General features: G+C 57.0%; 25 protein-coding genes and 2 tRNA genes. 18 read left to right on the forward strand and 9 right to left on the reverse strand.

What is annotated here, in order from left to right; genetic code table 11:
• Positions 1-126: 126 nt before the first annotated feature.
• The 8 genes from BUA39_RS13985 (at position 127) to glmM (ending at position 10,537) form a co-directional block, all read left to right on the forward strand.
• Positions 127-1,068: a glycine--tRNA ligase subunit alpha gene (locus BUA39_RS13985; protein ID WP_072793842.1), complete on the forward strand. Its 942-nt coding sequence runs from the start codon at positions 127-129 to the stop codon at positions 1,066-1,068.
• Positions 1,065-1,592, forward strand: a complete 528-nt coding sequence (locus BUA39_RS13990) for a DUF6446 family protein (protein WP_242648608.1) — start codon at positions 1,065-1,067, stop codon at positions 1,590-1,592. Before BUA39_RS13985 ends, BUA39_RS13990 begins: the two co-directional genes overlap by 4 nt.
• A 50-nt stretch (positions 1,593-1,642) precedes the next feature.
• Positions 1,643-3,685 carry a glycine--tRNA ligase subunit beta gene (gene glyS, locus BUA39_RS13995; protein WP_423219945.1) on the forward strand — a complete coding sequence of 681 codons (2,043 nt, stop codon included), beginning with the start codon at positions 1,643-1,645 and terminating at the stop codon, positions 3,683-3,685.
• 157 nt (positions 3,686-3,842) lie between these two features.
• The gene (ppdK, locus tag BUA39_RS14000; RefSeq protein WP_072793845.1) at positions 3,843-6,383 is read left to right on the forward strand and encodes a pyruvate, phosphate dikinase; all 2,541 of its coding nucleotides are present in this window, start codon (positions 3,843-3,845) and stop codon (positions 6,381-6,383) included.
• Between the two features lie 149 nt (positions 6,384-6,532).
• A complete protein-coding gene (locus BUA39_RS14005) occupies positions 6,533-7,168 on the forward strand; it encodes a cell wall hydrolase (protein ID WP_072793846.1) in 636 nt (211 codons plus the stop codon).
• An 80-nt stretch (positions 7,169-7,248) separates the two neighbouring features.
• The gene (locus tag BUA39_RS14010; protein ID WP_072793847.1) at positions 7,249-8,145 is read left to right on the forward strand and encodes a dihydroneopterin aldolase; all 897 of its coding nucleotides are present in this window, start codon (positions 7,249-7,251) and stop codon (positions 8,143-8,145) included.
• Between the two features lie 39 nt (positions 8,146-8,184).
• Positions 8,185-9,204 carry a dihydropteroate synthase gene (gene folP / locus BUA39_RS14015; protein ID WP_072793848.1) on the forward strand — a complete coding sequence of 340 codons (1,020 nt, stop codon included), beginning with the start codon at positions 8,185-8,187 and terminating at the stop codon, positions 9,202-9,204.
• A complete protein-coding gene (gene glmM, locus BUA39_RS14020) occupies positions 9,194-10,537 on the forward strand; it encodes a phosphoglucosamine mutase (RefSeq protein ID WP_072793849.1) in 1,344 nt (447 codons plus the stop codon). The genes folP and glmM overlap by 11 nt, the downstream gene beginning before the upstream one ends.
• On the opposite strand, the gene BUA39_RS14025 is transcribed toward glmM, so the two are convergent.
• Together BUA39_RS14025 and BUA39_RS14030 are read right to left on the reverse strand one after the other, a co-directional pair.
• Positions 10,534-11,448 carry a DMT family transporter gene (locus BUA39_RS14025; protein WP_072793850.1) on the reverse strand — a complete coding sequence of 305 codons (915 nt, stop codon included), beginning with the start codon at positions 11,446-11,448 and terminating at the stop codon, positions 10,534-10,536. The genes glmM and BUA39_RS14025 overlap by 4 nt on opposite strands.
• An 83-nt stretch (positions 11,449-11,531) precedes the next feature.
• A complete protein-coding gene (locus BUA39_RS14030) occupies positions 11,532-12,098 on the reverse strand; it encodes a hemerythrin domain-containing protein (protein ID WP_072793851.1) in 567 nt (188 codons plus the stop codon).
• A gap of 110 nt (positions 12,099-12,208) precedes the next feature.
• Here BUA39_RS14030 and BUA39_RS14035 point away from each other — a divergent pair, with 110 nt between their 5' ends.
• Both BUA39_RS14035 and BUA39_RS14040 read left to right on the forward strand, forming a co-directional pair.
• Positions 12,209-12,511: an ArsR/SmtB family transcription factor gene (locus BUA39_RS14035; protein WP_072793852.1), complete on the forward strand. Its 303-nt coding sequence runs from the start codon at positions 12,209-12,211 to the stop codon at positions 12,509-12,511.
• On the forward strand, positions 12,512-12,958 hold the full coding sequence (locus BUA39_RS14040; protein ID WP_072793853.1) for an SRPBCC domain-containing protein: 447 nt from the start codon (positions 12,512-12,514) through the stop codon (positions 12,956-12,958).
• On the opposite strand, the gene BUA39_RS14045 is transcribed toward BUA39_RS14040, so the two are convergent.
• Together BUA39_RS14045 and ilvC are read right to left on the reverse strand one after the other, a co-directional pair.
• Positions 12,955-13,422, reverse strand: coding sequence for a GyrI-like domain-containing protein (locus tag BUA39_RS14045; protein WP_072793854.1), 468 nt, complete (start codon positions 13,420-13,422; stop codon positions 12,955-12,957). The genes BUA39_RS14040 and BUA39_RS14045 overlap by 4 nt on opposite strands.
• Positions 13,423-13,533: 111 nt before the next feature.
• The gene (ilvC, locus tag BUA39_RS14050) at positions 13,534-14,601 is read right to left on the reverse strand and encodes a ketol-acid reductoisomerase (protein WP_278246328.1); all 1,068 of its coding nucleotides are present in this window, start codon (positions 14,599-14,601) and stop codon (positions 13,534-13,536) included.
• An 84-nt stretch (positions 14,602-14,685) separates the two neighbouring features.
• Here ilvC and BUA39_RS14055 point away from each other — a divergent pair, with 84 nt between their 5' ends.
• The 3 genes from BUA39_RS14055 (at position 14,686) to BUA39_RS14065 (ending at position 16,871) form a co-directional block, all read left to right on the forward strand.
• Positions 14,686-15,141: an Lrp/AsnC family transcriptional regulator gene (locus BUA39_RS14055; RefSeq protein ID WP_072793903.1), complete on the forward strand. Its 456-nt coding sequence runs from the start codon at positions 14,686-14,688 to the stop codon at positions 15,139-15,141.
• Positions 15,138-15,593 (forward strand): Lrp/AsnC family transcriptional regulator, encoded by a 456-nt coding sequence (locus BUA39_RS14060; protein ID WP_072793856.1) that lies wholly within the window; start codon positions 15,138-15,140, stop codon positions 15,591-15,593. Before BUA39_RS14055 ends, BUA39_RS14060 begins: the two co-directional genes overlap by 4 nt.
• Positions 15,594-15,746: 153 nt before the next feature.
• Complete coding sequence (locus BUA39_RS14065; protein ID WP_072793857.1) at positions 15,747-16,871, forward strand: aminotransferase class V-fold PLP-dependent enzyme; 1,125 nt, start codon at positions 15,747-15,749, stop codon at positions 16,869-16,871.
• An 83-nt stretch (positions 16,872-16,954) separates the two neighbouring features.
• Here BUA39_RS14065 and BUA39_RS14070 read toward each other — a convergent pair whose 3' ends face one another.
• Both BUA39_RS14070 and BUA39_RS14075 read right to left on the reverse strand, forming a co-directional pair.
• Entirely contained in the window at positions 16,955-18,154 is a 1,200-nt protein-coding gene (locus BUA39_RS14070; protein ID WP_072793858.1) for a UbiH/UbiF family hydroxylase, read from the reverse strand.
• Positions 18,155-18,177: 23 nt separating this feature from the next.
• Positions 18,178-18,822: a pyrimidine 5'-nucleotidase gene (locus tag BUA39_RS14075; protein WP_072793859.1), complete on the reverse strand. Its 645-nt coding sequence runs from the start codon at positions 18,820-18,822 to the stop codon at positions 18,178-18,180.
• A gap of 98 nt (positions 18,823-18,920) precedes the next feature.
• Here BUA39_RS14075 and BUA39_RS14080 point away from each other — a divergent pair, with 98 nt between their 5' ends.
• Entirely contained in the window at positions 18,921-19,559 is a 639-nt protein-coding gene (locus BUA39_RS14080) for a GntR family transcriptional regulator (protein WP_072793904.1), read from the forward strand.
• On the opposite strand, the gene BUA39_RS14085 is transcribed toward BUA39_RS14080, so the two are convergent.
• Positions 19,536-21,431 carry a glycosyltransferase gene (locus BUA39_RS14085; protein WP_072793860.1) on the reverse strand — a complete coding sequence of 632 codons (1,896 nt, stop codon included), beginning with the start codon at positions 21,429-21,431 and terminating at the stop codon, positions 19,536-19,538. The two genes, BUA39_RS14080 and BUA39_RS14085, sit on opposite strands and share 24 nt — an antisense overlap.
• A gap of 68 nt (positions 21,432-21,499) precedes the next feature.
• Positions 21,500-22,663: a glutamine-hydrolyzing carbamoyl-phosphate synthase small subunit gene (gene carA / locus BUA39_RS14090; RefSeq protein WP_072793861.1), complete on the reverse strand. Its 1,164-nt coding sequence runs from the start codon at positions 22,661-22,663 to the stop codon at positions 21,500-21,502.
• 185 nt (positions 22,664-22,848) lie between these two features.
• Between carA and BUA39_RS14095 the strand changes: the two genes are divergently transcribed.
• Positions 22,849-23,310: a GatB/YqeY domain-containing protein gene (locus BUA39_RS14095; RefSeq protein ID WP_072793862.1), complete on the forward strand. Its 462-nt coding sequence runs from the start codon at positions 22,849-22,851 to the stop codon at positions 23,308-23,310.
• Between the two features lie 162 nt (positions 23,311-23,472).
• Positions 23,473-23,547, forward strand: a tRNA-Gln gene (locus tag BUA39_RS14100).
• Between the two features lie 259 nt (positions 23,548-23,806).
• On the opposite strand, the gene BUA39_RS14105 is transcribed toward BUA39_RS14100, so the two are convergent.
• Positions 23,807-23,880: transfer RNA gene (locus BUA39_RS14105), tRNA-Cys, on the reverse strand.
• Positions 23,881-24,021: 141 nt separating this feature from the next.
• Here BUA39_RS14105 and BUA39_RS14110 point away from each other — a divergent pair.
• Complete coding sequence (locus BUA39_RS14110) at positions 24,022-24,675, forward strand: protein-L-isoaspartate O-methyltransferase family protein (RefSeq protein WP_072793863.1); 654 nt, start codon at positions 24,022-24,024, stop codon at positions 24,673-24,675.
• A 45-nt stretch (positions 24,676-24,720) separates the two neighbouring features.
• Entirely contained in the window at positions 24,721-26,100 is a 1,380-nt protein-coding gene (locus BUA39_RS14115; RefSeq protein WP_072793864.1) for a TolC family outer membrane protein, read from the forward strand.
• Positions 26,101-26,126: the final 26 nt, after the last annotated feature.

Here is a 26,126-nt window from a genome sequence, read left to right on the forward strand (position 1 = left end):
AGTTTCCTATTCGCTCGTTCTTTTACCAGTTCTTGGCGCACTTGCACCCCTAATTTGGCTTCAGGCGCAATTGACCCGCCTGTCTGTTGCGCATAGGTACAACGCGCGTTTGAAAAAGGCAGAGCCATGACAATTTCGGCAAACACGGACAGCAAACCGCGCTCCTTCCAGGAGATCATTCTGCGCCTCCAGACTTACTGGGCGGGCAAAGGCTGTGCGATCTTGCAACCCTATGACATGGAAGTTGGGGCCGGCACATTCCACCCGGCGACGACGCTGCGCTCTTTGGGTCAAAAACCATGGGCGGCTGCCTATGTTCAGCCCTCGCGCCGCCCAACCGATGGACGATATGGCGAAAACCCGAACCGCCTGCAGCACTACTACCAATATCAAGTGCTGATCAAACCAAGCCCACCGGATTTGCAGGCGCTCTATCTTGGTTCCTTGGAAGCCATCGGCATCGACATGGAGATGCACGATATCCGCTTCGTGGAAGACGACTGGGAAAGCCCGACCTTGGGCGCCTGGGGACTTGGCTGGGAAGTCTGGTGTGACGGTATGGAAGTCAGCCAGTTCACTTATTTCCAACAGGTTGGTGGCTATGATTGTCATCCTGTGTCAGGTGAGTTGACCTACGGCCTAGAACGTTTGGCGATGTATATTCTCGGTGTGGACCACGTGATGGACATGCCATTCAACGACCCTAACGCGCCTATTGCGCTGACCTATGGCGATGTCTTCAAGCAAACCGAAGAAGAATACGCCCGCTGGAATTTTGACGTCGCCAACACCGAAGTTCTGCTGCGCCACTTTGAAGAGGCTGAAACCGAGTGTCAGGCGATCCTCGCGCAGGAGCACGTTGATCCGAAAACCGGCAAAACCATCATCATGGCGCACCCGGCCTATGATCAGTGCATCAAAGCCAGCCACATCTTCAACCTGCTCGATGCGCGTGGCGTGATCTCTGTGACCGAACGCCAAGCCTACATTGGCCGCGTGCGTGCTCTGGCGAAACAATGTGCGGACGCCTTCGTGCAAACCCGCGCCGCCACCGGAGAAGCCGCGTGACCGGTAAGCTTCTCGCAGGAGTTCTCGTCTTGTCAGCCATCGCGATGGGCATCGGCCTCTGGTACACTCAGATTTACGCCTTCTATGAACCGGTGAATGCCACCGGCTCTGACGATGTGCGCATGACGCTGTTGGCAACTGGCGAACCCGAAGTTGTCCTTTATGAGGATTTCGAAGCAATTGACGCGGGCAGCTCCCCAATCCGCTACCGCGCCTGCTTCACGACATCGATGTCCCAAGCCATGCTGAGCGAAACCTATCAGCCGGTCGACAAAGCAACGCCTTTGAACGCGCCGGGCTGGTTTGATTGCTTTGACGCCGCCGAAATCGGCGCGGCCCTGCGCAGCGGTCAGGCACTGGCCTTTATGGGCACTGAAAATATCGATTATGGGATCGACCGCATTGTTGCGATCATGCCCGATGGCCGGGGATTTGCCTGGCACGAAATCAACGAATGCGGAAAGCTTGCCTTTGACGGCGAAGATCTCCCCGCCACTTGCCCGCCAAAACCGGAAGGCCAATAATTATGCCTGATCTGCTGATTGAACTCTTTTCCGAAGAAATCCCTGCACGCATGCAAGCCCGCGCGGTGGAAGACCTGAAAAAGCGCGTGACCGATGGGCTGGTGGCCGCGGGTCTGACCTATGCGCATGCCTCCAGCTTCTCGACCCCGCGGCGCCTGACGCTCGCGCTGGAGGGGATGTTGGCTGAAAGCCCAACGATCCGCGAAGAACGCAAAGGCCCGAAGGTTGGCGCACCAGAGAAAGCCATCGAAGGCTTCTTGCGCGGTGCTGGCCTGACTATGGACCAGTTGGAAGAGCGCGACACGCCGAAGGGTGCTGTCTATTTCGCGATGATCGAAAAGCCGGGCCGCCCGGCGGCCGAGATCGTGGCAGAGGTTCTGGAAGACACCATCCGCAACTTCCCATGGCCAAAATCCATGCGCTGGGGCAAGGGAGCATTGCGTTGGGTACGCCCGCTGCATTCCATTCTTTGCATCATGTCGGATGAGGCGGGCACCGAGGTTGTGCCAATGGACATCGACGGGATCACATCGGGTGACACCACTGAAGGCCACCGATTCATGGGGGCAGGGCGCTTTGCCGTCACTGGCTTTGAAGACTATGCTGCCAAGTTGAAACGCAACCACGTGATCCTTTCAGCAGAAGAGCGCGCCGAGGCGATCTGGGCAGATGCCCAAAACCTCGCCTTTGCGCAGGGTCTCGAAGTTGTGGACGACAAAGGCCTCTTGGCCGAAGTTGCCGGTCTGGTTGAATGGCCGGTCACACTGATGGGCGACATTGCTGAGGACTTCCTCAATCTGCCGCCCGAGGTGCTGCAGACCTCGATGAAAGAACACCAGAAGTTCTTCTCTGTGAAAAACCCAAAGACGGGCCGGATTGAGAAGTTCATCACCGTTGCCAACCGTGAAACCAAAGACAATGGCGCGACCATTTTGGCAGGCAACCAAAAGGTTCTCTTCGCGCGTCTGTCGGATGCGAAATTCTTCTGGGAAAACGACGTGCGCACCGCGAAAGCTGGCGCGTCTGAGTGGATTGAGAAGCTGTCGAATGTGACCTTCCACAACAAACTGGGGTCTCAGGCGGAACGCATTGATCGCATTGCCGCTCTGGCGCGTGAGATTGCGCCGATTGTTGGCGCTGATGCTGATCTGGCAGAAAAAGCCGCGCGTTGGGCGAAGGCGGACCTGTCATCCGAGATGGTCTATGAATTCCCTGAGCTACAGGGCTTAATGGGCCGCTACTATGCGGAGTTCGCGGGGCATCCGGCGGAAGTGGCTGCGGCTGCGACCGAGCATTACTCGCCGCTGGGCCCATCCGATGATGTGCCGACAGCACCGGTTTCGGTGGCTGTTGCACTGGCAGATAAGCTGGACCTGCTGACAGGCTTCTGGGCGATTGATGAAAAGCCGACAGGATCAAAAGACCCCTTTGCGCTGCGTCGCGCGGCTTTGGGTGTTATTCGGTTGGTTTTGGTCAATAATATTGATCACTCTTTAGAAGGGATTTTGGATCCGGGTTTAGCAGCTCACGACGGCAAGCCCTATTCCCGTCCGGATGAGCACACACGATTTGAGTTGATGGGGTTCTTCCTTGATCGATATAAAGTCGTTTTGCGCGATATGGGTTACAAGCACGATATTGTAGACGCAGTTTTGTCATTGCAGACAGGTGATGTGCTCCCATGGAGCAACGCACGCATAGCATCTCTGCAAGCCTTCCTCTCCACCGATGACGGCGAGAACCTGCTGCAAGGCTTCAAACGCGCCAACAACATCCTCAGCCAAGCGGAAGATAAAGACGGCGTTGAATACTCCTACGGCGCAGATATCAAATACGCTGAGGACGATGCGGAAAAGGCGCTCTTTGCGGCGCTCGACAAATTCGAAGCCCCCATCGCGGAAGCGATCCTTGGCGGAGATTTTGCCGCTGCCATGGCAGGCCTCGCGGGCCTGCGCGCGCCAATTGATGCCTTCTTTGAGGCGGTGCAGGTCAACAGCGACAACGAGGTTGTGCGCCGCAACCGCCTGAACCTCTTGGCGCGCATTCGCACACTCTGCCTGTCTGTGGCTGACCTGACGAAGGTCGAGGGTTAAAGCCCCTCGATTTCATCTTTCCGAAAATACTCAAACGCCGGATTTTCATCGAAAATCCGGCCTGCGCCCTTTCCGGTGACGCGACGATTGGACTGAAAGCTTTTTCTTGCCACAGCCGCCGGGCGTCGTATGCTGCACGCCACAGGAGGATGCCGCAGTGCAGAAAAACAGTCCATTTATCACGCTTGTGACGCCGGATGCGCCCATTGCGGTGCAGACACACGGCGGACGTGCAAAATGTCTGCAGCGGCTGTTTCGTCTTGACCTGCCGGTGCCAACCACCGTCGCGCTCTCCTTTGACGCCGTGCACCGGCTGGCCAGCGGGGATATGCCTGATATCCCGCGTTTGATTGAGCCATTTGGCGACGATCAGTTGCTCTGCGTGCGCCCCAGTTCCGAAGACCCCGATTGGGGCGGGCCGCGCGCGATTCTGAACATTGGCATCAACCACGACCGGCATGCGGCGTTGATTGGGTCGATTGGCAAAGAAGCGGCAGATGAAATCTATCTGCGTTTCATTCAAGCCTATTCCGAACATGTTGCGCGGCTTGATCCGGATATGTTTGATGACATTGATCTTTCTGGCCCGGATGCCCTGCGCGCGGCGCTTGAGGTTTATGAAGACGAAGCCGAGGAACCGTTTCCCCAAGACATGGCGACCCAGTTGGGTGGCGTGTTACGCTCTATGGCGCGGGCGTGGGAGGGCACGTCGGCGCGCCTCTTGCGGATGGCCAAAGGGGCGCCTGCGGATGCGGGGTTGGGGCTTGTCGTACAGGCCATGGTCTTTGGTCTTGGGCGGGGTGAAAGCGGGTCAGGTGTGCTGCAACTGGTTGATGGCGATACCGGCATGCCAGTCATCAAAGGGCGTTACTTGACGCAATCGCAGGGCCGAGAGGCTTTGGAAGCCGGGGCCAAGTCGCTCTTTCTGACCTGTGACAGTCGTGGCCCTTCTTTGGAAGAGGCCCAGCCCGAGGCGTTTGCCAATTTGATCAGCCATGCGCAGCTGATGCGACAGAAACTGCGTGAAGAAATGCAGATGGAGTTCACCGTGCAAGACGGTGAGGTCTATATTTTGGACGGCGTGCGTATTCAGCGCAGCGCTCGCGCGGCGGTTCGGATCGCGGTGGCCTTGGCCGAAGAGGGCATTATCAGCCATGAAGAAGCGTTGATGCGGGTAGAGCCGCGGGCGCTGAATGAACTTTTGCACCGGCAAGTTAATCCAAACGCCAAGCGTGATGTCATCGGTGCTGGCGTCGCGGCAAGCCCCGGCGCGGCAAGTGGCCGGATTGTTTTTACCGAGGCCGCTGCGCAGGCCTCTGCGGCGCGGGGCGAAGCTTGCATTCTGGTGCGCCGTCAAACCAGCCCCGAAGACGTTCGGGGCATGCACGCGGCGGCAGCCGTTTTGACAGAGCGTGGCGGTGTCACCAGTCATGCTGCGGTGATTGCGCGCGGGCTCGGCCTGCCCTGCGTGGTTGGGGCCAGTAGTCTCCGGTTTCAGACCAAGCAGCGGCTGTTGACCGCCCGCGATGGCCGCGTGTTCCGCGAAGGCGATATCCTGACCATCGACGGCACCAACGGCGAAGTCCTCTCTGGTGAGCCAGAGATGCTGGAGGCCACGTTGGATGGGGCCTTTAAGCAGCTGATGATCTGGGCCGACGAAACCCGCGATATTGGCGTCCGCGCCAATGCAGACACGCCAGCAGACGCGAAAACAGCACGCAACTTCAAAGCGCAGGGGATTGGCCTTTGCCGGACCGAGCACATGTTCTTCGAAGAAGATCGTTTGACGGTGATGCGCGAAATGATTTTTGCCGACGACCCCGAAGATCGCCGCGCCGCCTTGGAACGACTGCTGCCCATTCAGCGGGCGGACTTTGTCGAACTCTTCAAGATCATGGGCGGCAAGCCGGTTTGTATCCGTTTGTTTGACCCGCCCCTGCATGAGTTTCTGCCCAGCAATCGCACTGGTATGCGTGATCTGGCCGAAGCGCTGGATTTACCTTTGTCGGATGTCGAGCGCCGCATCGAAGCGCTGTCAGAATATAACCCAATGCTGGGCATGCGCGGTGTGCGTTTGGGGATCACCGTGCCTGAAATTTATGACATGCAGGCACGCGCAATCTTTGAAGCGACGTTGGATGCCTCCAAAGATGGCGCACCCGTCGTACCAGAGATTATGATCCCATTGGTCAGCGCAAAACGCGAAGTCGAACTGGTGAAAAAACGGATCGACGCCGTGGCTGCCGCAGTGCGCACGGAACGCGGTGAGGCATTTAGCTTTCGGCTGGGTGTGATGGTTGAGACACCGCGCGCCGCGCTCCGGGCCGAAGATATTGCGCCGCATTGTGATTTCTTCAGCTTCGGGACAAACGACTTGACCCAAATGACCTATGGTCTCTCGCGCGACGATGCGGGGCGGTTTATGTCGGCCTATGTGCAGCAGGGTGTCTATCCCGAGGATCCGTTCCATACGCTGGACGCCGAGGGTGTCGGGGAACTGTTGGAACTCGGCGCGACGCGCGGACGTGCGGCGCAACCAAACCTGACTCTGTCAGTATGCGGAGAGCACGGCGGCAGCCCCGAATCGATTGCATTCTGCCGAAAAGTCGGAATGGACTATGTTTCGTGCTCGCCCTTCCGCGTTCCTGTTGCGCGGCTTGCCGCCGCCCAGCTGACGATCCAAGACAAGATCGGGTAGAAAGCTGCCGCAATTGCGCAACATATTGGTCGCATTTTTGCCAAAATTTCTGAAATGGCTCAGCGGGTAGACGAATTGCTCTTTTTTGGGTAAGTCACCGCGATGTTTGCCGGGGCGGGGAGTCCGGTTTCACCGAATGCGAGGCTGCCATGCGCACGTTAGCGATTTCGATCTTTGCCATCTTAATGGCGTCCCAGACCGCGTTTAGCGGCGCGAGTGTTGACCCTGTCCAACAGGCGATTTCTGCAGAAGAGCAGCAAATCGCGTCACTTGATAAACAGAAACTGAAAGACTTCTTTGCCCCCCGCAAAAAATCCAAAACGCTGCAGGTTGAGCGTTCGAAGGAATGGGTGGATGCGCAGCCAAAGGTAAGCGGCGATGAGCAATGGGAATGCCTTGCTCAGGCGCTTTACTTTGAAGCCCGCGGCGAAAGCGTGCGCGGTCAATTTGCTGTGGCAGAGGTTATTTTGAACCGGGTCGACAGCGCAAAATTCCCAAATTCAGTTTGCAACGTAATCCATCAGGGCACTGGCAAGAAATTTGCCTGCCAGTTTACTTTCACATGTGATGGTAACCCGGAAACAATCCGTGAGAAAAAAGCCTATGCTCGCGTTGGCAAGATCGCAAAATATATGCTGGACGGTGCGCCACGTGACCTGACAGATGGCGCGACTTACTATCATACGGTTGCAGTTAGCCCGCGTTGGGCACGTAAGTTTGCGCGCACGACAACCATCGGCGTGCATCACTTCTACCGTCCGCACATCCGCGTTTCGCAGAACTAATCCAAACACCGCCACACCGCTGGTCTACCGAGGGACGGGCTGCTATAGCGCTGTCAATCTTTTGTGTGCGAGGGCAGACCATGGGCGACGATACGCAAACCGCATTTTCCCATCCCGAAGACCGGGCTATGGCCATGCCAATGGACAATGTCCATGATCGTCTGTCATTGCGCGATCACGTGGTCGAGGTCGAAATCGGCGCCTTTCAGGCAGAACGCGATATGACCCAGCGGGTCGCCTTTGACATTGTGGTCGAGGTGGCCGCGCCCGAGGCCGATCTTGAAGATGATGTGGACCGCATTCTGTCTTATGACCGTCTGACTTGGGCGATTGAACACGAACTTGCGGCTGAACGGCTGAACTTGCTGGAAACCCTTGCTGAACGCATCGCGGACCGTATCCTTGCAGAGCCTCAGGCAAAACGGGTCTTCGTCCGCATCCAAAAACTCGACAAAGGCAACGGCAAGCTAGGCGTTGAAATCGTACGTGTCCCGGGGCAAGGCGGAGCCATTGCAACCGAGGTGGTTCAACCCGTTGTCGCCTTTGTCAGCAACGCGGCGCTTTCGAATGTCGCGCGACTGACGAAAGTGGTTCAGACAGCCGGATCGCCATTGGTCATTGTCCTTGATCTCCCAAAAGATCGGCCGCAGGCGGCGTCGGCGAACAGTCAGCGCCAAATTGATCTTTTGGCCGTCGAGCAAGCAGCGTGGCAACTCTCTGCGCAGCTTGAGGACGTCAGTGTCGCCGCCACCCGGACAGAGATCGATTGGGCGATGAAGACCGGCCAGCCTTGCATCTGCGCGCCCGCGAAACTTGTCAATGATGCCACTGATACGCCGCCAGAAGGGTTCGCTGAATTGGCGCTTTGGTTCGCCCAAGAATGGCAGGCCAAGCAGGTGATTGATGTCGGCGGAACCTTGCCCGCCACTGACACATTTCCAGTAGAGATTGTAACACTGGATCAATCTGAAGGCTGAGGTCTTGCCAAGCCAATTCAGATCGCTCATTCACGGCAAATGACAACCTATTTCAGACCCATTCCGCAAACGGATATCGCCCGGCCCGATACCGCCCAAACACTAGCTGGCGGCTGGGCGTGGTTTACACATGTTGAATGTCTTGAGCGTGGTAAGCCCGCCAGAGTCATTGCCGCTTCGCAGGTTCCCGAAGATGTCATCGCGAAGATGACCCGCGCGCGCAGCGACATTGCCGGCCTGAGCATGAAGGCCCCCAAGATCATGGGCATCTTGAACGTGACGCCAGACAGCTTTTCAGATGGCGGGCGGTTTAACGCACCTGATCAGGCTGTGGCGCGGACGCAGGCGATGATCGATCAGGGCGCAGACCTGATTGATATCGGTGGGGAGTCGACCCGGCCGGGGTCTAACTATGTAGAGATCGACGAAGAGACCGCGCGCACTGCACCGGTGATTGCCGCAGTCGCGCCGAACATCAGCGCGCCGATCAGCATCGACACGCGTAAAGCGCCGGTCGCCGCTGCCGCATTGGAAGCGGGCGCCGCGATCATCAATGATGTGTCAGGCTTTACCTTTGATGCGGGCTTGGCGGATCTGGCGGTCACAAAACAGGTTCCCGTCTGTGTGATGCATGCGCAGGGCGATCCCGCGACAATGCAGGACGATCCGAGCTATGATGATGTTCTGCTGGACGTCTTTGACTTCCTTGACGCACAGGTTCGGCAGCTAGAGGCGAAGGGCCTGCAGCGGGATCAGATTATTGTCGATCCCGGTATCGGCTTTGGCAAAGCGCTGACGCACAATCTTGCCCTTTTGGCGCGGCTGAGCCTGTTTCACAGCTTAGGCTGTCCAATCCTTTTGGGCGCTTCGCGCAAGGCGCTGATCGGCCACATCTCAGGTGCGAAGAACACCGATGATCGCATGCCGGGGTCTTTGGCAATCGCTTTGGCCGGTATCCAACAAGGCGTTCAGTTCCTGCGTGTGCATGACGTGGCTGAAACCCAACAAGCCCTGACACTTTGGCAGGCCGCAACGCAAGGAGCGCATGATGTCGCGTAAATTTTTCGGCACCGACGGGGTGCGTGGCACCGCGAACCAATATCCGATGACAGCGGATATGGCCTTGAAGCTCGGCGCCGCTGTGGGTCGATATTTCCGCAATGATGGTGACAATCAGCACCGTGTAGTTATCGGCAAAGACACGCGTCTGTCTGGTTACATGTTTGAAAACGCATTGACCGCTGGCTTGACCTCGACCGGGATGAATGTGTTGCTGCTTGGCCCGGTGCCGACGCCCGCCGTCGGGCTTCTGACCAAATCCATGCGCGCCGATCTGGGCGTGATGATTTCGGCCAGCCACAATCAGGCGATCGACAATGGGATCAAATTCTTTGGGCCTGACGGCTTCAAACTGTCTGACGAGGCCGAGCTAGAGATTGAACGCCTCGTGCTTGAAGGTGTGGAGGCGGTGCAGCCACAGAACATCGGGCGCGCCAAGCGGATTGATGACGGGCGGTTCCGCTACATTGAGCGGGTCAAAAGTTCTTTGCCATCCGGTGTCCCGTTCAAGGGCCTGAAAGTGGTGATCGATTGCGCGAATGGTGCGGCCTACCGTGCTGCGCCCGAAGCGCTCTGGGAACTTGGGGCCGAAGTCATCCCTGTGGGTGTTTCGCCGAATGGCACAAACATAAATGCTGGCTGTGGCTCGACCCACACTCAAACCGCCGCAGAGGCGGTTGTCGCCCATGGTGCAGATGTGGGCATCGCTTTGGACGGCGACGCAGATCGTGTGATGATCATTGATGAAACCGGACATGTGGCCGACGGTGATCAGATCATGGCGCTGTTGGCGAGCCGCTGGGCGGATGCTGGCAAACTTGCCGGCGGCGCGCTTGTCGCGACGGTGATGTCCAACCTGGGCCTTGAGCGTTATCTGACGGACCGCGGGCTGCGGTTGGAACGCACTGCTGTGGGCGACCGCTATGTGGTTGAACGCATGCGGCAGGGTGGGTTTAACCTTGGGGGCGAGCAATCCGGTCACATCGTGATGACGGACTACGCCACGACGGGCGATGGCCTCTTGGCCGGGCTGCAATTCCTTGCCGCCATGGTTGAAAGCAACAAAACCGCATCTGAACTGGCCCGCAACTTTGAAACCGTACCCCAGCTCTTGAAAAACGTGCGCTATGAGGCGGGGCAGGCACCACTCGAGGTCGCCTCGGTCAAATCGGCTATTTCAGATGCTGAAATGCGTCTGAACGGCAAGGGCAGGTTGTTGATCCGCAAGTCTGGGACGGAACCCCTGATCCGCGTGATGGCGGAATGTGAAGATGCCGATTTGCTGTCCGATGTCGTGGACAGCATCGTGACCGAAGTCGAAGCGAGTGTCTAAGTCCCTGAGGCGCTGCCTCTAAAGAGGCGGCGTAAAGCTCCGTATTGGCTAAGGCCAACGCCTGAAAGGATAAGCGCCAGCGCAATCAACAGCGTTGGAGGCAGCGGTTCGCCCAAGATCAACGCCCCCATGACCACAGCCCAGATCGGGACTTGGTAGTTCGTCAGGCTCATAAACGTCGGTCCGGCTTCGCGCACCACAAGCACCCGCAGGTAGTTGGCGATGGCCGTGGAAACACAGCCAAGCACCACAACGACGATGGCCGTGCGCATGTCGATGGCACCGGGCAGCCCTTCGACCCAAAGGGCAAGGGGCAGGATCACAATCGCACCGAACCAAAGCAGCATTGTCGCCAGCCCGAGCGAATCCACCGGCGGTAAGCGGCGCACGATAATCGAACAGACCGCGTAGCTGACCGTCGCGCCAAGGACTGACAGGCGACCCCAAAATTCCAACTCAGCCCCGCTGCTTTCCAGCGCATCCACGCCAATCAGCAGCACCACGCCGATAAATCCCATCGTGAAGCCAAAGACTTTGCGCAGGCTCATCTGTTCCCCGGGCACAAAGACATGGGCCAATGGCAGGATCATCAGCGCAATCGCCGTCATGCAAATACCCGTGAAGCCAGAGGTCACATATTGCTGCCCCCAGCTGATCAGGAAAAAGGGCAGGGCGGAACTGCCGATGCTGGCGATGGCAAGGCGGCCATAGGCGGTTTCCCCGTGAAACAGGCGAAACCCGCGCAGCCCCCAGATCACGGTCAATAGCAAAACAGCAAACCAGATGCGCCCGGTGGCAAGCCACAGAGGCGTCAGCCCCTCAAGCGCGAGTTCGATCAACAGAAATGTTGACCCCCACACAAAGCCCATGATGGCAATCATGGCCCAATGCCTTGGCAAGATGTCCTGCATGAAGTTTCCCTTAACAGTCCTGCAATTGACCCCGCTGAAGGAACGAGGTCAATCGGCATTGGGTTGGCGCGGCTCGTGTCTGCCTATCCGCGAAGCTTATGATGCAGGATGATCGGCACAACAAGGTCCTCCTCGTCTGTAAGGTGCCGGTTCAGAAAAGCCTGAATGCCTTCACATGCCGCTAGAACTGCCGGGACCTGTTCTGCGGCGTCCTTTTCGGACAGATGCAGCAGTTGGATATACCGGTTTGCATTGGTTTTCAGGTCATCAAGGATGGCATCCATCTGCAGATGGTCTGTCTCCAGCATCTCCAGCCCATGGGCAAATCGGTCATCTGCGGCCTCAAGTTCCGGGAAAAAGCGATGGTCCTCCCAACCATGGTGCCCATGCAAGTTCTGGATCAACAAATTGCCGAAATGCCCAAGGCGCGCCGCAAACTTTTGTGGGTCCAAGGTCTTGTCGATGGCCTCTCTGCTATCTGTTGCGACAATATCGGCGAGGCGCCGAAACATGGTGTGGGCACCCATCCAGTTTTGGATGGATCGAGCGAAATTCGGGTGATCCGGCCAAGCGTCGCGCGGATAATCCCGAAGCAGGAGTTGCATCTCTTCGGGCAACCCCTGTCTGACGTTGATGTCATGTTGGGTCATGCCTCATAGCTGGGGTAGGGGCGGTGATGTTACAACATAACGAACTGTGCAGCGACGCAGGGGGGGATGTTGGAATTTGCAATTATGTAAGTATTCGCTTACGGTAAGTAATGACTTACGAAGAATCACTTGCCGCGCTCGCCGATCCGACCCGTCGCCAGATTTACGAACATGTCACGCGTAGCGCTGGGTCTGTCGCGGATATTTCCAAAGGGTTCCCGATCAGCCGTCCGGCTGTTTCGCAGCACCTGAAAGTGCTGTCCGACGCCGGGTTGGTCGCCGCCAAGCAACAGGGCAACCGGCGCATCTATCGTGCGACGCCAGACGGGCTTGCGGAGCTGCGACAGTATTTAGACCGGCTATGGGGTGATGTGCTTGGCGAATTTGCAAAGAGCTTTGAAAAGGAACTTTAAATGACGGATCCCATTGTCAAAACGGTCACCGTGCCCGTGGCACCTGATCGCGCGTTTGCACGGTTTACCACTGAAATCATGCGGTGGTGGCCCGTCGGGCGTCACTCTGTCTCTGCTGGTCATGGCGAAGCTGCGCAGGATGTGGTGATTGAACCGCGCGCAGGCGGTGCGGTTTATGAAATCATGCACACCGGAGAGCGGACCGAATGGGGCGTCGTCTCACACTGGGCACCGCCTGCAGGCTTCTCGATGACGTGGCATCCGGGCAATGACCCAAGCTTGGCAACCGAACTAAGCCTTGCCTTTCAGGCCGAAGGCGACGGCACACGCGTGACCCTAACCCATAGCGCATGGGCAAAGCTTGCAGAGCGCGCAACAGAGGTCCGAAGCCATTACAGCAGCGGCTGGGACCATGTTTTGGGGGAGTGCTACGTAGAGGGTCTTTAGCCCAACGAGTGATAGATTTCTGTCCGCAGTTCTTCTGGCGCTGTTTTCTGAGGGTCATCAATGTAGATTTCCCAAACCGGCATCGCAGACGTCAGCCCCTTGGCTTTGGCGTGCGCCCAAATTGCGCCATGGGTCTGGTTCATGTTCATATAGGGGCCAACGTGAAGCGCATGCAGCGCCTTGGTGGCCGGAATGACGTCTGCACTGACGTCGCCGCTGGCCTTCGCGGCATCCTCGGGTGACACAAAGAAGCCGCAGCGGAAGGTCATCTTTTTACCGGGCATTTCAGTGTAAACTGAAATCGGTGCGCTAAGCGGCTCTATGCCTGCGGACCCCAGAAACCCAAAGGCCGTGCCAAAAGCCGCGCCCATTGCATCGGCGATGGCTTTGCCGTCCATCAATGCGGCCTCTCCCGCGACGTAGAGATAATCCTGCGCGTCAAAACTCTTTTCTGAAATATCCATACTGGGTCTCCCTTCGATCTATGAAGTCAGACTACCGCAGAATTTGTAAGCGCCAACAAAAAACGCCCCGCAAAGCTGCGAGGCGTTTGGTAATTTTGAGGTCAAAGAAACTTAGTTCTTTTCTTTGTCGACCATCTTGCCTGCGGAAATCCATGGCATCATGCCACGCAGTTTCGCGCCGGTTGCTTCGATCGCGTGCTCGTCGTTTGCACGGCGGGAAGCTTTGATGGTTGGCTGGCCAACTTGGTTTTCCAGCATGAAGTCGCGCACGAATTTGCCGGACTGGATGTCTTCCAGAACCGCTTTCATACGGGCTTTGGTTTCGTCGTACTTCAGGATGCGTGGGCCGGTGACGTACTGGCCGTATTCCGCGGTGTTGGAGATAGAGTAGTCCATGTTCGCGATGCCGCCTTCGTAGATCAGGTCAACGATCAGCTTCACTTCGTGCAGACACTCAAAGTATGCCATCTCAGGCGCGTAGCCCGCTTCCACCAGCGTTTCAAAACCGCAGCGGATCAGTTCGACCAGACCACCACACAGAACGGCCTGTTCGCCGAAGAGGTCGGTTTCGCATTCTTCACGGAAGTTGGTTTCAATGATGCCGGAGCGACCGCCACCGATTGCGGAACAGTAGGACAGGCCGATTTCCAGCGCTTTGCCGGACGCGTCATTGTGAACTGCAACCAAGCAAGGCACGCCGCCGCCTTTGGTGTATTCGCCGCGCACAGTGTGACCTGGGCCCTTTGGCGCCATCATGATCACGTCGACGCCTTCTTTTGGCTCGATCAGGCCGAAGTGCACGTTCAGACCGTGTGCAAATGCAATGGCGGAGCCCGGCTTCAGGTTGTCGTGAACGTATTTCTTGTAGGTCTCTGCTTGCAGTTCGTCGGGCATGGTGAACATGATCACGTCACACCAGGCTGCCGCTTCGGCGATGCCCATTACGGTCAGGCCTTCAGCTTCGGCTTTTTTCGCGGAAGGGGAGCCTTCGCGCAGAGCAACCGCAAGGTTCTTTGCGCCAGAGTCGCGCAGGTTCAGCGCATGCGCGTGGCCTTGGGAACCGTAGCCAAGAATGGCCACTTTTTTGTCTTTGATCAGGTTAATGTCGCAATCGCGATCGTAATAAACGCGCATCTTCACGTCCTCTCGTTGATGTTTGAGGCGATCATAGAGAGGTATTCGGTGAGTGCGATGGTATATTGCATGAAATCCGCGATAATAATGCGCTTTTCATTCGTTGTTCTGCTCTATACTGATATTTTCATGCTTGATGATCTGGATCGGCGCATTCTGCGCCTCATGCAAAGTGACCCTGACCTCGCGATTCCGCATCTCGCGGATCAACTTGGGCTGACTACGTCGCGGCTATCACGGCGTTTGGACCGCCTGCGCGAGGATGGCGTGCTAAAGGGCATTCGTGCGATCATCGATTGGCGCGCGCTTGGGTACGAAGTCGAGGTTTCGTTGCGCGTCACCTTAGATAAAACCCAAACTCGCGCCTTTGATGATTTCATCGAGGCGGCACGGGCCATTCCAGAGGTGATCGAGATTCAAACCTTCCTCGGGCGGGTCGACGTGCGCCTCAGCGTGATTGCGCGCGATATGGCACATTACCAAGATATCTACCGCACCAGCATTCTGACCCTGCCACATATCGCCGACATCGAAGCCCTGATGCTGGTGGCCAGCGTGAAGGCAAACGAAAGCCTGCCGCTATGATTGATCTCGACGATCTTGATCGCAAACTCCTGCGCGCCTTGGCTGAGGACGCCACACAGAACGCGGGTGCGCTCGGGCGGCGCTTTGGTCTAAGCCAGCCGGCGACGTGGCGGCGGATCAAGCGACTGCAAGAGGCGGGCATTGTCGCTGGGCGCAAACTGGACCTCGACAAAGAAAAACTCGGGTTTGGCGTCACGGTCTTCCTTGGCGTGAAACTGGCCACAAAAGGCCGTGTCAGCCTTGATGACTTTGAGCGGGCGGTCACGGCCATCCCAGAAGTACAAACAGCAGAGCACGTTCTGGGCATGTATGACTATCGTCTGCGAGTCACGGCACGCGATATTGCCGATTTCGAACGTGTCTTGCGGCGGCGCATCATGACCCTGCCGGGCGTTGGGGATGTTGAGGCGAATGTGCTGCTTAGCGAAGAAAGACGACCCGGCCCTTTGTGAAATGACGTAAACTGAAACCACTGCGCCGCGTCTGGGGTATTCGGATCAACAGCGTTGCGGCTAGACATATTGGTAAGGACATAAAGTTTTTCTGCCGGCCCCAGATCGGCATCATTGTTTCGGGCGCAACGCCCGGCAGGAAGGGAGGCCGACATGGCATTACTCAACACCGTGGACCCAGAGGGTCTGGATGAATTCTCCGTTGTTTTCACGGATCGGTCGCTTAACCACATGAGCAAGACCTTCCAGCAAGTCATGCGCGATATTTCCGGCATGCTGAAAGAAGTTTATCAAGCCGAAGCCGTCGCCCTGATCCCCGGTGGTGGCACCTATGCGATGGAAGCTGTGGCCCGGCAATTTGCGCGCGACGCCAAGACGCTTGTCGTGCGCAACGGCTGGTTTTCTTATCGCTGGTCGCAGATCTTCGAAGCGGGTGCATTTGCGGCCTCTTCGACCGTTATGAAGGCGCGCCAAACGGGCAATGACGTCACCGCCCCCTTCGCACCAGCACCGATTGATGAGGTCGTGGACAAGATCAAGGCAGAGAAGCCAGATGTCGTCTTCGCACCGCATGTTGAGACTTCGGCCGGTGTGATCCTGCCCGATGATTACCTGCAAGCCATGGCCGCCGCCGCGCATGAGGTCGGCGCGCTTTTTGTACTGGACTGCATCGCGTCTGGCTGTGCGTGGATCGACATGAAAAAGATCGGCGTCGATGTGTTGGTGTCCGCTCCGCAAAAAGGCTGGTCCGCATCGCCCTCTGCAGGGATGGTGATGATGGGCGAACGCGCTTTGGCGCGTCTGGAAGAAACCGCATCAGACAGCTTTGCGATTGATCTGAAGAAATGGCATTCGATTATGCAGGCCTATGAAAACGGTGGCCATGCGTACCATGCGACGATGCCGACGGATGCCCTGAAAGCCTTTCGCGACACGATGCTGGAAACCCAAGACTACGGTTTTGAAAAACTGCGCGAGGCGCAATGGGCGCTTGGCAATGGGGTTCGTGCCATCTTGGCAGAGAAGGGCATCAAATCGGTCGCGGCGGAAGGCTTTGGTGCACCGGGTGTGGTGGTATCTTACACCTCCGATCCAGCCATTCAAAACGGCAGCAAATTTGTTGCCGAGGGCATGCAGATCGCGGCGGGCGTTCCACTGGCCTGTGATGAGCCAGAGGGCTTTATGACCTTCCGCTTGGGTCTCTTTGGTTTGGACAAACTGTATGATGTGGACGCCACGCTGTCGCGCTTGCAAAAGGTCCTCGACAAGGTGCTTTAAGCTTCACCTTTTCAAAAATACTCATAAAAACAAACCTGGGTCCGGGGCAATGCCCCGGGTCTTAGGACCCGCGCGGCGATGATCTAACGCGCGCCCAATCCCATTTGCATCAGCATTTTCCGCACCGGGGCCATGCCATATAGCGCTTGCAGCCCCGCCGCCCGCGCGTTTCGCAATAGCGGAGATTGCACCATCGACGCACGGTTCAACACATCAATGCCGCGAACACGCAGCGCGACTTCGGCGTGGCGCTGCCTTTGATAGCTGGCCAGCATCGGCGCGTCGCCCAGCCGGTCGGGCGCAGCTTTTGCCAAGTCCAGCAGGACAGACAGGTCCCCTAACGACGTGTTCAGCCCCTGCGCGCCAATTGGGGGCACCACATGCGCAGCTTCGGCAATCAGCGCCACACGCTCGCTGCTGAATCGGTCCGCGATCTGGCTGATAATGGGCCAAATGGTGCGGCGTGAGGCAAGGTTGAGCGGCCCGAACAGTGAACAGCTTCGCGCGGTCATTTCGGCGTTAAAGACGGCCTCGTCCATCTCATAAAGCGCCTGCGCGTTCGCTGCTTTCTCCATCCAGACCAGCGCCGAAGAGGGCATCCCGTTGTGATCAGGGAGCGGCACCAAGGTGAACGGCCCGCCGGTGCGGTGAATTTCCGTCGATACGTTTTCATGCGGGATCGGATGGGTGACGGCCAGCGCCAGCGCTTTCTGGCCGTAACGCGATGTTTTTACACCAATCCCGGCTTTTTCACGGATCGTGGAGTTACGCCCGTCGGCAGCGACAACAAGGCGACAGACCAAGGTTTCACCGTCGCTTAGTCGCACACGTGCTTCGCTTTCGCGGGTCAGTAAGTCGACGGCAGAAACGCCAAGGCGCAAATCGACATTTGGCATTTCGTTCAGATGCGCCATGAATTCGCGCCGCAACAGCCAATTCGGAAGGTTCCAGCCAAACGGAAGGTCTGAAATGTCCGAGGCGTCGAAATCCTTGATCACACGCGGCTCTGGCTCTGCGCCACCCGCGTCCACGATCCGCATGATTTGCAAAGGGGCAGCATGGTCCTGCAGTCGCGTCCAAAGCCCGGCCTCTTCCAGCAGCACCCTTGCGGGTTGCAGGAAAGCCGTCGTGCGCAGATCGGCGCCCTGCTTGTCACGTTCGATGACTGGCGGCGTCGGGTCGACGCAAACAACCGAAAAGCCCGCTTTCCCAAAGGCCGCCGCCGCCGTTAGACCGGCGATGCCACCGCCTGATACGACGATATCGACGTTTTGTTGTGTCATGGCTTGGCCTTTCTTTGTTGCGCTTAAAGGAGGGCGCGCAGGAACCCTGTTAGATCATGCGTGTGATGGTGAATATGATCTGCATCATGCGGCTCTGGCGCGACATGGACGGTGCGCATGCCCATTTCATGCGGAGCCTGCAGATTGCGGGGGTCATCCTCAAACATCGCAGCACGGGAAGGTGTGACGCCGTCGCGTTCAAAAACTTGCTCAAAGGCGGCGCGTTCTGGCTTGGGCAGGTAGCTTGCGTGTTCAATGCCATAAATGGCGTCAAACAACCCATCCAAACCACGCCCGGCCAAGACGTTTTCAGCGTATGGCGCAGTTCCGTTGGTATAGACGATCCGCCGACCGGGCAGGGATTTGATCAGCGCCGCAAGATCCGGGTCCGGTGTCAGTGCGGCAAAAGAGATATCATGCACGTCCAATAGATAGGGGTCGGGGTCGATGTCGTGTTCGCGCATCAGACCGGCCAGCGTCGTTCCGTAGCGGTGCCAGTAGCGGGCACGCAACTCGTGGGCCTCGGCCAGCGACACTGACAGTGTTTTCGCCACGTAGTCCGCCATGCGCACTTCGATCTGGTCAAACAAGCGCACCTTGGGGTCGTAAAGCGTGTTGTCCAGATCAAAGACCCAGGTGGTCACATGTGAGAAGCTGTCTTTTACCATGGCGCGCAAGCTATGCTTTCGACGTGGCAAGTCAATGGTTTGCTTGCAACTTACGCCGGGGAATGCATAGTCTGATCGCCACAGAACGGAGCCGCGCCATGACACATCCCCGGACACAAAACAAAGACGCCTACACATTGATCCTCGAAGCGATCGATCTGGGTGTCTACAAGCCCGGTGACCGGTTGGTGGAGAGCGATCTTGCAGATCGCTTTGGTGTCTCGCGCACGCCGATACGCGAGGCATTGCAGCGGCTTGAGACGCAATCTCTTTTGACGCGCGACGGGCGCAGTTTGATTGTGGCCTCGCTGGATCATAACCAACTGGCAGAACTATATGCGGTGCGCAGTGAACTGGAAGGGCTGGCCGCACGCCTTGCCGCGCGGCATGCCACGCAGGAAGAGGTGCGTGTCTTGCAGGAGATGGTGTCAGATGACCGCGCGTTGATTGGCGACGCCAACGGGCTGGCCCGCGCCAACCGGCGGTTTCACAAGATGATCCATCTGGCCTCGCACAATCGGTTTCTCGTGCAGCAGTTGGATATGGTGCACCGGTCTATGGCTTTGATGGCGACGACCTCGCTGGCTGCCGAGGGGCGCGGAGAGGTGGCCTTGCAGGAACATCAGGCGATTGTGACCGCCATCAAGGCCCGCAACGAAGATGCGGCCTATGACGCCTTGAAACGCCATATTTCCAAGGCCTTTGAAACGCGCCTAAAGCTGAGTGCTGACCGCTGAGTATTCGGCGTTTGTGCCTTCTGGCACTTGTCCGTGCTGGGTCTTGTCCCAATAAAATGGGGCCACGATCAATTCAAACAGCGCTTTGTAGGCCCCGAGTGTGGCCAGCGTGAAATAGATCGGCATGGTGATAGCCCATGGGATCAACCACCTGCGGTTCTGCCCGCGAAGAGATAGCGCGGCGAGGCCGATGTCGATCATCGTGATGCCAACAAATAGGACGGCAACACCGTTCACAATAGCTGACGGCAGCGCTTCGATCCAACTGAGAGAGACACCGAATGCCAGTAGCCAGAAGCTCCAGACAAAAGGGGCCAGCAGGAACTGGGAAAGGGTGGACAGGAAGATCGCGGTGAATCCAAGGAATTTTCGCAGCCCCAGTTCTTTCAACAGGCGGCGCGGTCGAGACATATGAACCAAGTAGGTCACCATATAGCCTTTGAGCCAACGTGACCTTTGCCGTACCCAAGGCCGAAAGTGGCAGTTCGCCTCTTCCTGCGTCACGGTCGGTATCAGTTCCGTTCGATGGCCATAGCGGCACAGACGGATGCCAAGGTCGGCGTCTTCGGTGACGTTGTGCGCATCCCAGCCGCCAATCTTTTCAATCACATCGCGGCGCAGGAACAATGTTGTACCCCCTAAAGGCACGGCCGCTCCAAGCCGAGACATGCCGCGCAGGATGGTCCGGAACCACATCGAGTATTCCAACGTAAAACAACGCGAAAGCCAGTTCGTGCGCGGATTGTAATAATCCAACACGCCTTGCAGGCAGGCCACCTGCGGCGGCGCATGCGCAAAGGTCTGCGCCACAATTTCAAGCTGGTTTGGGGCGGGGGCGTCCTCGGCATCCCAGATACCGACGATGTCACCTTTGCAGAAATCGAGCGCATAGTTCATCGCGCGGGGTTTTGTGGTCAGGCCGCTACCGGGGGGCACTTCGACAACCTTGACCCAGGGCGGCAAGGTGCATGCCTCAAGTGCTTGTTTTGTCAGGTCGTCTTCGGCTTCGAGCACCAGGCGCACGTCCAACAGAGCCCTTGGGTAGGTCAGTGACGACAACCGCCTAAGAAGGGCGGCGGCGATCTCTTTTTCTTTGTAGAGAGGGACCAAGACCGAGATTTTGGGCAGTTTCCCTCGCGTCCGCAGTCTGATCCCTTGGGGGCGTTTGCGCTCGCTGGACAGAAAGGCAGCGATTTTGGTCCCGGCGGCGAGTATTTGCGTCGCAAGGATGACAACAGCGAGGGCTGTGAGCGCCGATTGGGGCGACAGGGCAAAAGCGGCAACGATCGGGAGGCCAATTGCAATCGCTGCAAGATAGCGCCCGATCGTGTGCCCGGCCCACGCCCGGCAGCTTTCAGATTGCTTCACACGCGTTTCGCATCCCTTGAGCAAGGTGGCTCGGAACAGACGTGCTGCGCAGGCTTGCAGCTGCGCTTCGGAGACAATCACAAAGCGCGCGGCCTCAAACACATCGGGGCGGGCGTGGATAAGCTTCGGGAAATCTTGCGGGCGGCTTGTTGCGACGACCAACTTCCCATTCATACGCACCCAAGGCAAGACCGCATGTTTCAGGCAAAACGCCGGTTGCAGCAATGGCAGCAAACGAAAATCAGGCGGTGCTTTTTCCAGATCAATGTATGCCGCAAAATAGTGGTCGGCGAGATAGGGTAGGAGCCCCTCTTCGCGTATCCAGCCATTGGCAACCACTATGTCAGACAGGCAGGTGTCCCACTCTGTCAGCATTTGCATTGCCGTAAGCAGCTGTTCTGGAGTGATTTCGCCATGTTCAACCAGCCGCCGGCCGAGCGCGATCTGGTGATCGACCGCGCGTGCGGGCGTCCGCTCAAATAATTCAGGAGCCGCATGAAACATGAAAAGACCCTCGTTTTCGCAAACGAGGGTGCTCTCAACAAGGTTAAGCTGCCGTTAATGGCCGTGCTTTAGATTGCTTTTTGCTGGTCCATGTAGGCTGCAAACCGTTCAAACAGATAAAAACTGTCCTGCGGGCCAGGGCTAGCCTCTGGGTGGTGCTGCACGGAATAGACCGGGCGATCTGCAATGCGGATGCCGCAGTTAGAGCCATCAAAAAGTGAGGTGTGTGTTTCAACGACACCTTCAGGCAGGGTCTGACTGTCGACCGCAAAGCCATGGTTCATTGAAGTGATTTCGACTTTGCCAGTCTCATGATCCTTGACTGGATGGTTCGCCCCATGGTGGCCGTGGTTCATCTTGATAGTCTTTGCCCCAAGTGCCAGCGCCAGCATCTGGTGTCCCAGGCAAATACCAAAAACCGGTAGGTCTTTGTCTTCGAGGATTTTTTGGATCATCGGCACTGCGTAGCTGCCTGTTGCAGCAGGGTCGCCCGGACCGTTGGACAGGAAAACACCATCTGGATTGTGTGCCAGAATGTCCTCAGCCGTCGCTGAAGCGGGAAGAACGGTGACGTCACAACCAACAGAGGCAAGGCAACGCAGGATATTGCGTTTTGCACCAAAATCGATGGCGACAACCTTATGGCGCGGGTTCTCTTGACGTGCATAACCTTCCGGCCAAGCCCACCGCATTTCATCCCAGCGATAGCTTTGTGCGCAAGTGACCTCTTTGGCAAGATCCAGCCCTTCAAGGCCAGAGAACGCACGTGCCTTAGCAACAAGCGCTTCGATGTCGAAATGGCCCTCTGGATCATGTGCGAGGGCAACATGCGGTGCACCTTGAGCGCGGATTGCGCGGGTCAGGCGGCGTGTATCAACACCGCCGATCGCAATTCGATTGCGTGATGCGAGCCACTCAGAAAGATGCCCGGTGGAACGCCAGTTTGATGGGTCTGTTGGGTCCCATTTCACCACCATGCCCTCAGCGACCGGATCGCCGGTCTCGTCATCTTCCGGGGTCACACCGGTATTGCCGATGTGGGGGAAGGTGAATGTCACGATCTGCCCGGCATAAGATGGGTCCGTCATGATCTCTTGATAGCCGGTCATTGCAGTGTTGAAACACAGCTCTGCGGTTGTCGTACCGGTTGCGCCAAAGCCGCGACCGTGGAACAGCGTTCCATCCGCGAGGGCTAGACAAGCGGTTGGGGTGGTTGTTGGCACCTGGGACATGGCAGCGACTCTCCGGGGCTGGGGACAAATTGTCGGGAAACTAAGGTGCGGGGTCCGCCGCGTCAAGGGGAAGAGCTTTGGTGAAAATTCTTTAAAAACAATGGCTTGATATTTTCTATCCGTGGTTGCGTCATATCCGGCAATCGCTTATGGTCCAAGCCTCTAGTCGGAACCGGGAAAATCAGATGACATTGCGTGCGAAAATCAACGAATCCTTGAAGGACGCGATGAAGTCGCGCGCCAAAGCGCGGCTTTCCACCCTGCGCCTTGTGAACGCTGCGATCAAAGATATGGACATCGCCATGCGCGGTGACGGCAATGAGGCCGGCGCAACCGACGCGGATGTTTTGCAAATCCTGTCCAAGATGGTGAAGCAACGCCAAGAAAGCGCGCGCACCTATGAAGAGGGCGGTCGCCTTGATTTGGCAGAAAGCGAATTGAAAGAGATCACGGTGATCGAAGAATTCCTGCCGCAGAAACTGTCGGACGACGAAATTGCCAAGGCGATTGATGCGGTCGTAAAAGAAGTCGGTGCCAGCTCGATCCGGGATATGGGCAAAGTGATGGGCGGCCTAAAAGCCAAATATACGGGCCAGATGGATTTCGGCCAGGTCGGTCCCATGGTGAAAGATCGTCTGAATCAATAGGGGCAGGCTGACAAAAGAAACAGAGCAGGGGCCGACCGGCCCCTTTTTCATGCGCACTTCGGGCTTAAACAGAGCAGCAAAAAAATTTTCAGCGTCATGCTAAAAAAATCAGTTTCAGGTCTTGCGCCTTAGTCAGACAAATCGTATTCAGCCGCTCACCGTTGGGGTGTAGCCAAGTGGTAAGGCAACTGTTTTTGGTACAGTGTACCGTAGGTTCGAATCCTACCACCCCAGCCATTTTCTTTAGTTTTGCAGCATAATGCAGGGTAGTCGGCGACACAGCATGTGCCTCTGCCTTGTGCATGTATTGGTTGCCCTTAGATCAAATGTGCACTCACCTAAATTCTAAAAAACACAAAGCGACGATCCAAGCGCACCTGGTCTCAGTTGGCCACATGGGCGATCCGGAAATGACCGCAAGCTGACGGAATTCAATGCGTAAGCGCTAGGCAAGGGAAAGAGGGCTATCTTCAAGCGCTTATGTCGCGCAATAATATGGAGGCGAGTACCGGAATCGAACCGGTGTACACGGATTTGCAATCCGCTGCGTCACCACTCCGCCAACTCGCCGCCGATGTGGTAGCGCGGCAATATCGTATCTCTTCTGGTCCCGCAAGAGAGAACCATTGGAAAACACATCAGGTGCCGTTGCCCATGGCAAAATATTGTGGCAAGAGTGATCAAGTGAAATCTGAACGAATGAGTTTAGTTATGTCCGACTACGCCGCACGCCGCACAGCCATGGTTGATACTCAGGTCCGTCCCTCGGATGTGACCAAATTTCCGATCATAGAAGCAATGCTGACCGTTCCCAGAGAAGCCTTTGTACCGCGCGACATGCGGGAGGCGGCTTATATGGGTAACAACCTGATGCTTGAGGATGGCCGCGTCGTGCTTGAGGCGCGCACTCTGGCCAAACTGTTGGACGCATTAGATATTCGTCAGGATGAACTGGTTCTGGATATCGGGGCAGCCTATGGTTATTCTTCGGCTGTGATTGCCCGTATGGCAGAAGCTGTCATTGCAGTTGAAGATGACAAAAACCGCGCCGCGGAAGCGCAGACCGCTTTGATCGAACTTAACTATGATAATGTGGTTGTGCATGAAGGTGCGCTGGCAGAGGGTGCCGCAGAACACGGACCTTATGATGTGATTGTTGTGCAAGGGGGCGTTGAAGAATTGCCAGAAAAGCTCGCCGCGCAATTGAAAATCGGCGGGCGGATTGCCTGTTTGTTCATGTCCGGGAATGTTGGCGATGCGCGGATCGGGTTTAAGGCTGAAAACGGCATCGCCTGGCGCTCGATCTTCAATGCGGGTGCGCCTGTACTAGAAGGGTTTGAGCGCGAGAAAGCGTTCCAGTTATAATTGTGCGGCGCGTCTGACGCCGCGGTACACGAGGGGTGTAGATCGATGGGCTTCAAACGTGCGCTTGCATCAGCTTTCATCATTATTGCGGCCGGTACTGTGGTCGCCAAAGCCGACTCATTGGCCGATGCTATGGCCGGGGCCTATGGGAACAGCGGACTGATCGAACAGAACCGCGCACTGTTGCGTGTCGCTGATGAAAATGTCGCGCAGGCCACAGCGGGGCTTCGTCCGATTATCAGCTGGTCGACCGAAATGCGACGGAATTATTCGATTGAGCCAACATCCAGCGTAAGCACGACTGCGTTGGCGGGGTTAAATCTGACATGGACAATCTTGGACAACGGCACAAAGACTTATGGCCGGGAGCGTTTGAAACAATCTGTGTTAATTACGCGTGAGTCGTTGGTCGCGGTTGAGCAGAATGTGCTTTTGTCCGCCGTCCGTTCTTTCATGGATGTACGCCGCGATAGCGAGATCGTTGCTTTGCGCCAAAACAATCTGCGCGTGATCACGCGCGAATTGCGAGCTGCCGAGGATCGGTTTGACGTCGGCGAAGTGACCCGCACCGATGTCGCTTTGGCACAGGCGAGACTGGCCGGTGCACGCGCAGAACTAGCAGTGGCGCAGGGCAACTTAATGGCGTCCCAAGCCGCCTATGCCGCAGCCGTCGGGCGGAGTCCTGTAAATCTCATTCCACCGCGCCAACTGCCGCGTCTGGTCAGATCATCCGATGAAGCGCTTGCTTTTGCGTTGAAGTCACATCCTGACATGAAAGCGGCCCAGTTTGGCGTTTCGGAAGCGGAGTACGGCATACTTGAGGCGAGAGCGTCGATGATGCCTTCCGGCGAATTGACCGCCTCGATCGAGAAACAAAACCGCTATGGCAGCAGCTTTGATCCAGTTACTGGTGGCGTAAGCTTGCGTGTCGGTGGCCCGCTTTATGCCGGGGGCCGCATCGCGTCAGCAACGCGACAAGCAACTGCGCGTCGTGACGCAGCACGAGCAGGTTTGCATGCGACAAGCCAATCTATTCGCCAAAACGTGGGCTTCGCTTGGTCTCAACTTCTATCAGCGCGCGCGCAGCGCGAAGCGAGCGGGCGCCAGATCACGGCTGCCCGTGTGGCTTTTGACGGCGTTCGCGAAGAAGCGAAGCTGGGTTCTCGGACAACGCTTGATGTTTTGAACGCAGAACAGGAGCTTTTGGACGCGCAGGCCAATATGATCACCGCGCAATCGGCAGAGTTTACAGCGGCATATTCTGTGTTGGCATCCATGGGTCTGTTGACGGCAGATTACCTAAATCTCGCGGTCGAGAAATACGATCCAGAAGCCTATTACAACCAAGTCAAATCCGCACCTGCGGCACTGAGCAAGCAAGGGCGCCAATTGGACCAATTGCTACGACGTATCGGAAAAGAATAACAAATTTTTCTATCTGTTGTGCGCTA

Source organism: Cognatishimia maritima (genome assembly GCF_900129685.1).
Classification (GTDB): domain Bacteria; phylum Pseudomonadota; class Alphaproteobacteria; order Rhodobacterales; family Rhodobacteraceae; genus Cognatishimia; species Cognatishimia maritima.